This is a genomic window from Gemella parahaemolysans (assembly GCF_053758945.1).
This window is the reverse complement of record NZ_JBSMTP010000002.1, coordinates 51781-65369: the sequence shown is the minus strand read 5'-3', so window position 1 is coordinate 65369 and position 13589 is coordinate 51781. Positions and strand designations below refer to the sequence as shown.

The following is a 13589-nucleotide window of genomic DNA, read 5'->3' as shown; positions in this document are numbered from 1 at the left end:
TTTTTCATTATACATTGAATAATTTATTTTGTCAAAATTTCCAAGGTAAATGTACTTCCTTTACCATATTCACTCTCTACTTTAATGTCTCCATTTAGTTGCACAGCTAGTTGTTTCGCTATAGCTAAACCTAACCCATAGCCACCTGTTTTCATATTTCTTGATGCTTCAACACGATATAATCTTTTAAAAATATTATCAAGTTCCTCTTTTTTTATACCACATCCTTCATCAATTATAGAAATAGAAAGCATTTCATCACTAATTTCAGCAACTATTTCGATTTTTGTTCCACTTGGAGAGTATTTAAATGCATTACCTAGTAAATTAACTATTATTCTTTGTAATTTATTATAATTACTTACTATTTTTGCATTTTCCGGTATAACTTTAATAAAAATATCTCTTTGTTCTTTTTCTGCTCTTAACTTAAATTCAGACATACAATCAATTAATAATTTATCTAAAAATATAGTTTCTTTTTTATCTGCAGAATCAGTTTCTTTCACACTTAGCGTCAAATAATTTAATTCTTCAACTAATTTATTTAATCTAGTTGTTTGACGACAAATTGTTTCTAAATAGTACTTGTATTCATCTTTTTTTATTATACCATCTAACATTCCTTCAGCTGTTGATTGAATAGAAGTTATAGGAGTTTTTATATCGTGAGAAAGTTGAGCAATCATAAGAGATTTTTCTTTTTCACTTTGTTCTAGTGATTCAAAACTTTCTTTTAAGTGCTTCGCCATATCATCAAATGCAATAGATAAATCTCTAAATTCGACTGGACGTATCACTTCATCACTGATATCAAATCTCTTCTCGCTTATATTTACTGTTTTTTTCTTTAGCACATCTAATGATTTAAACACACCTTTCAATAATGCTAGACTTATCGTCGCACCGATTAATCCCGCAATCACAGTAATTGCAACAATAAAATAGGTATCTTTCTTTTCGATTAACATTTGGTTTGAAGCCCAAAATACAGCAGCTATAGTTATTAAAAATGACAAAATATATCCAACAATAATATAATCTCTTAATTTCATTCTATATTTCCTTTCCATTTTTAAACTTGTCTTTCCATTTTATATCCTAGTCCCCACACTGTCTTTATATTTGGTGTTTTCTCTGTAGAGTATTTCATTAATATTCTCCTTAAAGAATGCACGTGCACATTCAATGTATTCGCATCTTCTACATATTCATCGTGCCATATTTTTTCATATAATTCTGTTTTAGAAAAAACACGTTCTGGATTATTAGCTAATAACCATAATAATTCAAAAGATTTCACCGTTAGGTCTAGTTGTTTTCCATTGACCATCGCTATTCTACTATTATAATTTATTTCTAAATCCCCTAAAGTCGAAATACTATCTGTACTACTTTTTTCAATTCGACGTAATATGTTCCTAACTCTTAATACTAATTCTCTAGGACTAAACGGCTTAACTATATAGTCATCAGCCCCCATGCTCAAAGCATAAATCTTATCTGGCTCAGTTGTTTTGGCAGTTATAAATAAAAAAGGTTGCTCTGCATCCAAATATTGTACTTCACTAATCAAATCATAGCCATCCATATTTGGCATCATTATATCCGTAATAATTAGAGAATACTTATTTCTCTTATATTTTTCTAATGCTTCTTTTCCATCATTAGCAATATCTATATCATAACCACCTTGTTCTAGATATCTTTTGTTTATCTCCGTTATTTCTATCTCGTCATCTACTAATAAAATTTTATTCATCATATCTTTACTCCTCCTAACAAAATAGCACTATACATTAAAAGTATAGCACTATTCTGTTAAATTCTGCAAGGTACTATCTCTCACTATTTTAAAAATATCAATTTAATTGAGATTTCCCCACATAATTCTAGATATTCAAAAAATTTTATAAAAGAGACTACTATCAAATCACACTAATTTTAATCGTTTAATACATTGGGCTGCCCCAAAAGTCCTAAAATTTAACAAAGTTCATATTAGAACTCGTAGACGCAGTGGTTTATTGATATCTAAATTCGCTTTATAAAAGCTTTTTAGATATCTAATAAACTGTGCGGGGGTGACTCGACAAAATCGATTTCTCTGAAATCACGATTTTTGAGTCACTCCCATTCTATTTAGTCAATTTCATTTTTTCTTCTAAGTCCTAATAAACCTAATAGACTAGCGATGATTAATCCTACTATTCCTGTAGTTGAAGTATTTGTTGCGTTAGTTGCATTCATTGTTCCTTCTGGAGCTGCACTTGTTTTTGGTAACATTCCTTTTTTCATCATATTATTGTTCATATGAGCGTTCATATCTTTATCCATATGTGCTTTCATAGTCATGTCATCTGATTTATGCATATCCATAGTTTTTCCGCTCATATTCGAATCCATTAAATCATGTTTTTTATGATCCATCATCATATTTTCACCTGGTTTTTTCTCCATTTCCATAGCTTCTTTATGAAGATTTACAGTAACCTCTTTAAGTGCTACTACGTTTGTTAAATCTGGTTTTCCGTCTTTTTCACCGTATACTTTGATTGTTGCTTTGTAGCTTTGTGTTCCATTTGCTTTAAGTAAATCTAATAATTCTTTATCTGATTTTCCTTTTGTTCCTTCTAGGTCTACTTCATAGAAGTATAATCCTTTTCCTAATTTTTCTAATGGTAATAAGGCTGGATTTTTCGCTGATCCGTTGTCTGACCATGGAGCTTTATCTGATGATTTTAAGATTAATCTTGTTAACATTCCATCTCCACCGAAGAATTCATAAGGAATTACTTGGTTTACTCCAGCTGTGAATGGCCCTGGGAAGTTTGCTTTATCTAAGTATTTAGCTGGTACATTAACTTCATCTTTTGTATTGTCCATTACTGCTTTTTTAACTTCGTTAACAGTTGTTAATCCATTTAGATTTACATTTACATCTTTTGTTGCTACTACATTTGTTAAATCTGCTTTTCCATCTTTTTCACCGTATACTTTGATTGTTGCTTTGTAACTTTGTGTTCCATTAGCTTTAAGTAAATCTAATAATTCTTTATCTGATTTTCCTTTTGTTCCTTCTAAATCTACTTCATAGAAGTATAATCCTTTTCCTAATTTTTCTAATGGTAATAAGGCTGGATTTTTCGCTGATCCGTTGTCTGACCATGGAGCTTTGTCTGATGATTTCAAGATTAATCTTGTTAACATTCCGTCACCACCGAAGAATTCATAAGGAATTACTTGGTTTACTCCAGCTGTGAATGGTCCTGGGAAGTTTGCTTTATCTAAGTATTTAGCTGGTACATTAACTTCATCTTTTGTATTGTCCATTACTGCTTTTTTAACTTCGTTAACAGTTGTTAATCCATTTAGATTTACATTTACATCTTTTGTAGCTACTAAGTTTGTTAAATCTGCTTTGCCGTCTTTTTCACCGTATACTTTGATTGTTGCTTTGTAGCTTTGTGTTCCATTTGCTTTTAATAAATCTAATAATTCTTTATCTGATTTTCCTTTTGTTCCTTCTAGATCTACTTCATAGAAGTATAATCCTTTTCCTAATTTTTCTAATGGTAATAAGGCTGGATTTTTCGCTGATCCGTTGTCTGACCATGGAGCTTTGTCTGATGATTTTAAGATTAAACGAGTTAACATTCCATCTCCACCGAAGAATTCATAAGGAATTACTTGGTTTACTCCAGCTGTGAATGGCCCTGGGAAGTTTGCTTTGTCTAAGTATTTAGCTGGTACATTAACTTCATCTTTTGTGTTATCCATTACTGCTTTTTTAACTTCAACTGGAGTTGTTTGTGGTTCCGCTACATCTTTAGCAAGTTTTAATAAATTATTTACATCAGCTTCTTTAGACTCAGCGCTTGGTTCTGGTTTTACTTCAGGTTGTTTCTCAGGTGTAACATCAGTTTTCACTTCAACTGTTTGTTTCTCAACTGGTGTTGTTACTTTTTCAACAGTATTTGTTTTATTTTCAGGTGCTTTAGATTCAACAGCTGTATCAATTTGTTTATTATCTACATTTTGAACTACAGGAGCTTTATCTTGTAAATCACTTGCGTGAGCTTCTCCACCTCCTACAATTACAAAAATACCACTTGCAATTGCTGCTGATACTACTCCAACACTAACTTTTCTTATTGCCCATTTTGTAAAATTTTCTGATTTCATAAAGTTATTCTTCATTTGTATTTTTCTCCTCTTATTAATACTTTAGTACCAAAATTTTTTGTTTGATGAATACAGTATACCTTATAGATATTAACTAACTATTAGTAAATGTTTAAATAATTCTTAAATAGATATTATAAAAATATTATTTTAAAAATATACTAATATATATAGTTCACCTTAGATTTCTGACAATTTCGAAAAAAGTTTTTAATTTTTTTAATAAAAAGTGTTGACAAAGAAAAAATCTTATGATAATATTTCTTTAACAGTTTTAAAAAGCGAAGAAGTGAAGAGCAATATTGCTTAATTATTAGAGACCTTTTGGTTGGTGAAAAAAAGGATTTGAGTGTATTGTAAATGGTCACAGAGCTGAACTAATGAGTATATATAAGTTAGTTCCGGTTGATAACCGTTAATAATCATTGAGGTAAGATTAAAATTTATTTTAAGATTATAAAATTGGGTGGTAACACGGTCATTTCGTCCCTTGTGTTACTACCCTTTTGTCGTATTTAAGACTGAATAAAAAAATATTTTTACAAATTAATACATAATAACATAGATAAGATGAGTAGAAAAAAGGATTTACACCAGAGAGTCTCGGTAGCTGAAAAGAGATTAATGAGTTTTTTTGAAGATGGTCTTTGAGTTTTAATTATCGAGCGGAAGTTAGATAATTACGCAGAAAATAGCGTTAAAATTTTAATGAGGTGGAAAACTAAAAAATTCAATTTATCATTTTAGATTTTCCATAAAATAAGGTGGTACCACGTATGAAACGCACGTCCTTAGACAATACTAGATTATTGTTTAAGGGCGTTTTTTATTTTTATAATTCAATATACACAAAAAGAGAAAATCTCAGGAGGAAAGAATAATGACAAAAATTTCAAGTTTAGGATACCCACGTTTAGGGGAAAAAAGAGAATGGAAAAAATTAATTGAAGGATACTGGGCTCGTACAGTTCGTCAAAACGAGTTATTTGAAGAAGCAGGAAAACTTCGCCGTCTTTATATCGAGAAACAATTAAATGCTGGATTAGATTTTATCCCAGTTGGTGATTTCTCACTTTATGATCACATTTTAGATTTATCAGTTCAATTCAACGTTATTCCACAACGTTTTGAAGGAAGAGAAGTTGATGTAGACTTATTCTTCGATATCGCACGTGGTAACAAAGATAATGTTGCATCTGCACTTAAAAAATGGTTTAACACTAACTACCACTACATCGTACCAGAATGGGAAAATGTTAGCCCTAAATTAAACAATACTCGTCTATTAGACTTATATAAAGAAGCAAAAGAAATCGTAGGAGATAAAGCTAAACCAGTAATCACTGGACCAATTACATATGTTGCTTTATCTAGTGGTCTAGCTGAAGGAGAATTTGAAAAAGCTGTAGATAAATTATTACCATTATATACTCAAGTATTCAAAGAATTAGCTGAAGCTGGTGCTTCTTACATCCAAGTAGATGAGCCAATCTTTGTTACTGATGAAGGGAGAAACTACGTAGAATTAGCTCACAAAGTATACAACCACTTCAACAACGAAGTAGATGCTAAATTCATCTTCCAAACTTACTTTGAAGCTTTAGTAGAAGCTGAAAAACTTGCTGATTTACCAGTAGCTTTCGGTTTAGACTTCGTTCACGGAAGAGAAGAAAACTTAGCTAATGTAAAAGCTGGTTTATTCAAAGATAAAGAAGTATTTGCTGGGGTTGTTGATGGACGTAACGTATGGAGCAACGATTTCGAAGATAGTTCTGCATTATTAGAAGAAATTAAAGCCAATGTTGCTGAATTAGTAATTCAACCTTCATGTTCATTACTACACGTACCAGTAACAACTAAAAACGAAACTGAATTAGAAGAAACATTATTAAATGGTTTAGCATTTGCTGATCAAAAATTAGTAGAGCTTAACTTACTAGCTAGCAAATTAGATGGCAAAGAAGATGCAGCATACCAAAAACACGTTGAAGACTTCAATAAACTACAAAACGCTGACTTCAGAAACCTTGAATTAGAATCAAGTGAAAATGTTCGTTCTACTCGTCCATCTGATTACAAAGTTCGTCGTGAAGTTCAAAATAAAAAATACAACTTACCATTATTACCAACTACTACAATCGGATCATTCCCTCAATCTAAACAAGTACGTCTACAACGTGCTCTATGGAAAAAAGGTGAATTATCTAATGAAGCATATGAAAAATTCATTGAAGAAGAAATCGCTCGTTGGATTAAAATCCAAGAAGATCTTGATATCGACGTATTAGTTCACGGTGAGTTCGAACGTACAGACATGGTTGAATTCTTCGGGCAACGTTTCGCTGGATTCGCATCTACTAAATTCGGTTGGGTTCAATCATACGGTTCTCGTGGGGTTAAACCACCAATTATCTACGGAGATGTAAAACACGTAGAAGCTGTTACAGTTAAAGAAACTGCCTACGCTCAAAGCTTAACTAACCGTCCTGTTAAAGGTATGTTAACTGGACCAGTTACAATTCTAAACTGGTCATTCGAAAGAACTGATATTTCTAAAGCAGAAATCTTCAACCAAATAGCTATCGCTCTTAAAAATGAAATTGAACTTTTAGAAAAAGCTGGAATTACAATTATCCAAGTTGACGAACCAGCTATCCGTGAAGGATTACCTCTAAGAGATAACAAAAAAGAAAAATATCTTGAAGAAGCAGTATTCTCATTCCGTCTAGCTACTTCATCAGTTCAAGATGATACACAAATTCACACACATATGTGTTACTCTAACTTCGATGAAATTATCGATTCTATCCGTGCATTAGACGCCGACGTTATTTCTATCGAAACTAGTAGAAGTCACGGAGAATTAATCTCTGCATTCGAAACTGCAATCTATCCTTTAGGTATTGGTCTAGGAGTTTACGACATCCACTCTCCTCGTGTTCCTACTAAAGAAGAAGTTCGTACAAACATCTTACGTCCACTTCAAAAACTATCTACTGAGCAATTCTGGATTAACCCTGACTGTGGATTAAAAACTCGTGCTGAAAAAGAAACTATTGAAGCATTAGAAGTTTTAGTTGAGGTAACTAAAGAAATTAGAAATGAACTTGCCGCTAAATAGGAGGTTCATATGAGAAACTTACTAGAGAGATTAGAACAAAATGTACTCGTAGCCGATGGAGCTATGGGTACAGCTCTCTATAGTAATGGATTGGAAAGTTGTCATGAATATAATAATATCTCTAATCCGGATTCTGTAGAGAAAATTCATAAGGCTTATATCGAAGCTGGAGCAGATATAATTCAAACAAATACTTATGCTGCAAAAAAATGTCAGCTAAAAACTTATGGTTATGAAGACAAGTTTGAAGAAATTAATATTCGCGCTGCTGAAATAGCTCGTAAAGCTGCTGGAGAAAACACTTTTGTTTTCGGTACTATTGGAGCTATTAGAGGACTTCGTGAATGTGAACTATCATTAGAAACAATTGTCAATGAAACGATCGATCAAGTTAAAGTATTATTATCAACAAATAAAGTTGATGCATTACTTTTTGAAACTTACTATGATCAAGAAGAAATTCGTGCTGTATTAACTGAAGCTAGAAAATTAACTGACTTACCTATTATTACTAATATTTCATTATTAGAAGCAGGTATAACTCAAAATGGGGAAAAAGTAACTGACGCTCTAAGCGCCCTTGTTAACTTAGGTGCTGATATCGTTGGTTTAAACTGTCATCTTGGTCCTTATCATATGATAAAAAGTTTAAAACAGGTCCCATTATTTGCACAAAGCTACCTATCAGCTTATCCTAATGCCAGCTTATTACAGTTAACACAAACTATTAATGGTAATGAATACCGTTTTAGAAAAAATTCGGCTTACTTCGAACAAAGTGCTAAGTTACTTGTAGAAGAAGGTGTAAGATTAATCGGTGGTTGCTGTGGAACTACTCCTGAGCATATTCGTGCTATTAAAAAAGGAATTAAAGATCTTAAACCTGTTAAAAGAAAAATTATTACACCTTTACCAGCTGAGGAAGAGCTTGTAAGAGTAGCAAATAATAAACCAACAATTATTGATAAAGTGAAAAAACAAGTAACAATAATAGCTGAACTAGATCCACCTAAACATTTAAATGTAGATAAATTTATCGAAGGTGCTAAAGCGATAGATAAAAAGAATATCGAAGCTATAACTTTAGCAGATAATTCTTTAGCTAGCACTCGAATTTGTAATTTAGCTGCTGCTACGTTACTTAAAGAGCACATTTCTACTCCTACACTTCTGCATTTAACATGTCGTGATCACAATCTTATCGGATTGCAATCTCGTTTAATGGGATTTGATCTTCTTGGAATTAATAATGTCCTTGCTCTTACTGGAGATCCAAGTAAACTTGGTGATTTCCCTGGAGCTACTAGTGTCTACGATATGACTAGTCTTAAATTAATTCCATTCATTAAACAACTTAATGAAGGACTTGGATATAATGGAGCTTCTCTGAAAAAGACTACAAACTTCACAGTTGCTGCTGCTTATAATCCAAATGTTCGCGACTTAAGTAAAACAAAACGTCTAGTTGAGAAGAAAATTAAAGCAGGTACTGATTACTTTATTACACAACCTGTCTTTGAAGCTGAAAAAATTGAGCAATTAGCAGAATTTGCTGCTGATTATCCAGATACTCCATTCTTCGTTGGTATAATGCCAATTACTAGCTACAACAATGCTGTATTCCTACACAATGAGGTACCTGGTATCAAGTTATCAGAAGAATTCTTAGCAAAACTAGAAGAAGTAAAAGATGACAAAGAACTTTGTCAAAAAATTGCTTTAGAAGAAAGTAAAAAGTTACTTGATGTTGCTTTAAAACACTTCAAAGGAATTTACCTAATAACACCATTCTTTAGATATGATCTTACATTAGAATTAATAGATTATGTTGAAGAAAACAAAGATAAATAAAAGTTAAATGTATATATAGAAATCACCTAGAAAATTAGTTTCCTAGGTGATTTTTAAATAGTAACACGAAGTATTAGAAAATATCTAATACTTCGTGTTAAATCTTATTCTATTTGTTTCCGTATTTTTCGAAAAGTTCATCTAGAGGTTTGTACATTACTTTGTTTAAGTCTTCAATTAAAAATTGTAGTTTTTGTTGAGTTTGTACAAACTCTAAGAATTTAGCATTTTCTAATAATTTTTGTTGAATTCCTTCAAATACTGATAATTCTTCTTCTGTTGGTTCATTTCCTGCTTGAGCAGACTCCATTAAATCTTTTTGTTTAGATACGAATTCTGTATATAAAGCATTAGCTTCTTCATCTGCATATAATTCTTCAGATGCAGCTAATGACGCTTTATACTCATCAGATTCTCTTAATGCTCTTTCAAATTCATTTGCTTTATCATAAATATTTACCATAATTATTTGCTCCTTTTATGTTGTATTCTAATTATACCATAGTTTTACCTTCTTTGACAATAAATCGTTTGCACATCTAACAATCTATTTTATTACTATTGATATCATCCTGGCGGCTACTTTACTATTTTTATCTACTCTTTCTTTTCCCGACACCTATTGTTTCTTATATCTTTCGCTGATTCAAAGTCATATAATTATTACTCTATCTTCTTCTTTTTCTTGAATAATGCTTTTGCTGCTTTTCAACTACCTTGCGATTCTTATATCTTTTTTCAAATCGTATCAAACTTGAAGGTTTTTTAATTTCTACTTTTGGGTCAGCCCCTCTTATTATTATTGTATCAACAGCTTTAGTTGTTACTGTTTCCCTACCTATCTCTTCTAAAACATTTGTTTTCTTATTTAATCTTGATTTTATAGTTGTTACAACTCGTCCTTCAGTTCCCGCTACCGTATTAACATATCCTATATCCTTTGTATTGTCTTCTTTATAAATTACCTTCAATGGGATTGTTTTTACTTCCGTTTTTGTTATTACCTCTCCGTATAGCGCTTTAATATCTATGTTCACATTTACTAAATCAAAACTACCATCTCTATACACTACCCTTACTGTTGCTTTTTTAGTCCCGAATTTAGAAGTTTCTGGGATTTCTTCCCAAACTATACTTTTTATAGGTAAACCATTTTTTTCAATAGCCAACTCTGCGTTAGCTGTGTCACCTTCATATATTTTATAAATTTTCCTGATTGGCTTATAATAATCTTTTTGTTGTTTATTTAAAACAGATAAGGCTGATGCGATATCTTTTTCTAAATTAGCTAACTTATCTTTTTCTTTCACTAATTTATCATAAGTTTCTATTGTATCTAGCTTCCCTTTTACTTTTTTTAATAGATTATAATAGTCATTTAATAATTTTCCTTTTCGAATATTAAACTCATTCATCACCTCAGACGAACTTAATGCAGTATTTGTATTTTTGAATACTTCCAGTTTTTTTGTTGCTTTCATTATCTCATCTGTTAATAACGTTTTGTCTAATCTAAAATCACGAACTACTGTTTTATACTCTTCTAGTGCTATTTCTAGTTCCTTAGTTACAATTCTTATATCAGTTTGTTTAGCATTGCTATTTTTCAATAAGTCTTCTACTTTTTGTAATTTTATTTTTAATTCTTCTTTTTTAGCGCTATAATTAGCTTTTATTTTTGAAGTTTTATTATCTATATTTATTTTCTTTTCACTTTCTAGAACAGCCTCTTGTTTGATTGATTTCAACTCTTCGAAATTAGGTAGTACTTTTACCAATACACCTACATTCGTATTTATAGTTTTCCCTAAATAATTTACTGCTACATTTAAAGTATACGTCGTTGCTGTCGGTTGTATTCCTTCAAGTATATTTATGTTTAATGTTGCAGTTTTAGGTAAATTATCTAAATTTAATTTTTCTAAAACTTTTTCTCTAGAAATTTTATTTAATGCTAATATTTCTAGTGGATTTTTGTCTTTTAATGAAATTTTCATGTTTTCATTTACTATTTTTCTTACTTGTTCAGTTGTCGGTTCTTCTATTTTCAGAGTTTTCAACACTGGATTTTGTTTTCCTTTACCAGTAACTCCAGTTCTTTCCCCAACATTAAAGTTATCGTCGTCATCCAATATTGATGAAAAGTACGCATTAGAACTATGTTCCCCTTTTTCTATATAGGTCATAACATCTTTATCATTGTATAATAATCTTGCAACCTTATCCCCACTCATTCCATAATGCTTTATTTTCCCTTCTTTTGCTAACTGTTTGCTTAAAATACTCTTGTTATATAAATCTCTATTCAAAATAGATGCGACAATTTTTGGAGCATTAAACGTTGTAGCTTTTTTGAAAACATTACGATAAAAATTTCTATACTTCTTAGCCGTAGGTTCTATCCAATACCCATTTTCTTCATTAGCTAATTTATGTAACTTCACTACTGCACGTTGAGTTAGGTATCCCCCTAATGAATGTCCTGTAATATAAAAGTTCTTTATATCTTCTCTTAATCCAATCTCTTTTATTATTTCTTCAATTTCTTTACCTTGTTGTGGATTTTGACCAAACGCAACAACTACATCATTACCTATATCTTTTCCACCTTTAGTTCCGCGTATAGCTAAAACATGAACCAATCCATCTGGAACAATTGATAGTGCACTTTTTGTTTTAAATAATACTGCATCAAGCCCACTATCATAATGATAAGTTTTGTCGACTTCCCAATATGGCGACAGTTCATTGTGCATAAGTTCATATTTGTTTTCGGCCTTCGAGTCATCTTTAATAATGTTATCAGCCTTTGTCCACTGGTAATCCTTATCTAGAACTTTTTTAATATAACTATCATCACGATACGATAATTTCATAAATAAAGCCATATCTCGATCGGTAACATACCACTTGAAATTATCATCATCTCCCGGTTTACTCAAATCTCTCTGATCATGATCTATTACTCCATCTCCATCTGTATCCTTTAAAAATGGATGCCCATAGTAACCATAATATGTTTTTCCGCCTTTTTCATAAGTATAAATCTCACGATTATTTTTCACATTATCCCCATCACTATCTTCATCCGCCTTTAACGTTTTTTTTCCAAAAAGTAAATTATCAATCTTCGAATCTTCTGTTGTTATTAAACCTTTTGAAATTTTTACAAGATCTTCATCTGTAGCAAATCGTTTTTTAGATTCTCTTTCTAATACAGCAGACTTATCATTACGGACTCTCGACTTTTCCCCTTCATTTTCATCTATCAAAACATCTTTTCCTAGTGAATCTTTTTTCTTCTTTGCTAAATCATTTACCTTAACATCTTCAGAAATACTTTTTTCTACATTTTTTTCATTTGCTACATTTTTAAAAGCGTTACTTTCGTTATGATTTTCCTTATCTATTATAACATTGTTTTCCTTATGTATATTCTCGCTAGAATTCGTCTCACTTGCCAAAGCAGGCGCTGCTAAAAATATAAAAGCACCTACTAATACTGAAAATGTTCCAACACTAAATTTTTTTACCGTATATTTTAATACATTGTTTTTACTTCCCATGGGAATCCCTCTCTTGTCTTATAAATCTTACATCAACTTTATAGATTTTAAAAAAATAAACTCAATAATTCTTACTAACCTTGTTTATTAAAAATTATAAATAATATTCTTAAAATATTATATTAACTAAAAAGTTATTATCTTAATATTACTCCCCTATAAAAAATGAACTATTCATAAGAATTTCAAATTAACAAAAATATTTTATATATTTCGCATATTCTTCATCACTAAATCTTTATGTTATAATTCTTAATGAATCCCCTTAATTATATTCTAATTTTTAAATACGTGTATGTCAAAAATTTTAAACTGATACTATGTTTAATTTATAAAAATAATATTATAATATCTATATTAGACATCTCTTATAAATTATAAGTAAATTATTACTAATAATATTAGATTTTTTTAGAGATATTAAGAAAGGAGTGACTCAAAAATCATGATTTCTAAGAAACAAAATTTTTAAGTCACTCCCATAAAGTTTATTGATATCTAAAAAGTTTTCGAAAAGCGAACTTAAATATCAATAAATCACTGCATCTATAAGTTATAATATATACTTTCAAAAAACTTAGAACTTTTGGATCAATCCCGCGCTATATCTTATTTATTTTGAAAATAATAAAATAAGAATGTACAGTTTTGATAAAATAAAAATGTACAAATGGACTATAGTCTAGTAAATAGATACGAAAATACGAAAATTAGTTAAAAAATTTAAATGAAATTTGTTTTATACTGAGAAGTAGGGGGGGTTTTTTGTTTCGGAGACTTCGCCCCCTCAACTGGCTAAAGCCTTTAACCAAAAAGGGAGTGACTCAAAAATCGTAATTTCAAAGAAATCGATTTTGTCGAGTCAC

General features: G+C 30.6%; 7 protein-coding genes and 2 other annotated features. Of the genes, 2 read left to right on the top strand and 5 right to left on the bottom strand.

All coding sequences use genetic code 11. The features are described from left to right. Window positions 1–23: 23 nt before the first annotated feature. The 3 genes from ACWOBP_RS02065 to ACWOBP_RS02055 all read right to left on the bottom strand — a co-directional run bounded on the left by ACWOBP_RS02065 (window position 24) and on the right by ACWOBP_RS02055 (window position 4200). Window positions 24–1055, bottom strand: coding sequence for a sensor histidine kinase (locus ACWOBP_RS02065; protein WP_455337250.1), 1032 nt, complete (start codon window positions 1053–1055; stop codon window positions 24–26). 20 nt (window positions 1056–1075) lie between these two features. After that, window positions 1076–1765 carry a response regulator transcription factor gene (locus tag ACWOBP_RS02060; RefSeq protein ID WP_448905451.1) on the bottom strand — a complete coding sequence of 230 codons (690 nt, stop codon included), beginning with the start codon at window positions 1763–1765 and terminating at the stop codon, window positions 1076–1078. Between the two features lie 377 nt (window positions 1766–2142). After that, entirely contained in the window at window positions 2143–4200 is a 2058-nt protein-coding gene (locus ACWOBP_RS02055; RefSeq protein ID WP_455337249.1) for an SSURE domain-containing protein, read from the bottom strand. Between the two features lie 260 nt (window positions 4201–4460). Next, window positions 4461–4679, top strand: a binding site (T-box leader). Between the two features lie 59 nt (window positions 4680–4738). Further along, window positions 4739–4981 (top strand) — a binding site (T-box leader). 84 nt (window positions 4982–5065) lie between these two features. Here ACWOBP_RS02055 and metE point away from each other — a divergent pair. Both metE and ACWOBP_RS02045 read left to right on the top strand, forming a co-directional pair. Next, the gene (gene metE / locus ACWOBP_RS02050) at window positions 5066–7306 is read left to right on the top strand and encodes a 5-methyltetrahydropteroyltriglutamate--homocysteine S-methyltransferase (RefSeq protein ID WP_455337248.1); all 2241 of its coding nucleotides are present in this window, start codon (window positions 5066–5068) and stop codon (window positions 7304–7306) included. Window positions 7307–7315: 9 nt separating this feature from the next. Continuing rightward, window positions 7316–9157: a bifunctional homocysteine S-methyltransferase/methylenetetrahydrofolate reductase gene (locus tag ACWOBP_RS02045; RefSeq protein WP_455337247.1), complete on the top strand. Its 1842-nt coding sequence runs from the start codon at window positions 7316–7318 to the stop codon at window positions 9155–9157. Window positions 9158–9266: 109 nt separating this feature from the next. On the opposite strand, the gene ACWOBP_RS02040 is transcribed toward ACWOBP_RS02045, so the two are convergent. After that, a complete protein-coding gene (locus tag ACWOBP_RS02040; protein ID WP_314397804.1) occupies window positions 9267–9620 on the bottom strand; it encodes a YlbF family regulator in 354 nt (117 codons plus the stop codon). Between the two features lie 205 nt (window positions 9621–9825). Then, on the bottom strand, window positions 9826–12723 hold the full coding sequence (locus ACWOBP_RS02035) for a Rib/alpha-like domain-containing protein (protein ID WP_455337246.1): 2898 nt from the start codon (window positions 12721–12723) through the stop codon (window positions 9826–9828). Window positions 12724–13589: the final 866 nt, after the last annotated feature.

Excerpts from the sequence above, each read along its gene's own strand:
- metE (WP_455337248.1), top strand. The coding sequence starts at position 5,066 with ATGACAAAAATTTCAAGTTTAGGATACCCACGTTTAGGGGAAAAAAGA.
- ACWOBP_RS02045 (WP_455337247.1), top strand. The coding sequence starts at position 7,316 with ATGAGAAACTTACTAGAGAGATTAGAACAAAATGTACTCGTAGCCGAT.
- ACWOBP_RS02060 (WP_448905451.1), bottom strand. The coding sequence starts at position 1,765 with ATGATGAATAAAATTTTATTAGTAGATGACGAGATAGAAATAACGGAG.
- ACWOBP_RS02065 (WP_455337250.1), bottom strand. The coding sequence starts at position 1,055 with ATGAAATTAAGAGATTATATTATTGTTGGATATATTTTGTCATTTTTA.
- ACWOBP_RS02035 (WP_455337246.1), bottom strand. The coding sequence starts at position 12,723 with ATGGGAAGTAAAAACAATGTATTAAAATATACGGTAAAAAAATTTAGT.
- ACWOBP_RS02055 (WP_455337249.1), bottom strand. The coding sequence starts at position 4,200 with ATGAAGAATAACTTTATGAAATCAGAAAATTTTACAAAATGGGCAATA.
- ACWOBP_RS02040 (WP_314397804.1), bottom strand. The coding sequence starts at position 9,620 with ATGGTAAATATTTATGATAAAGCAAATGAATTTGAAAGAGCATTAAGA.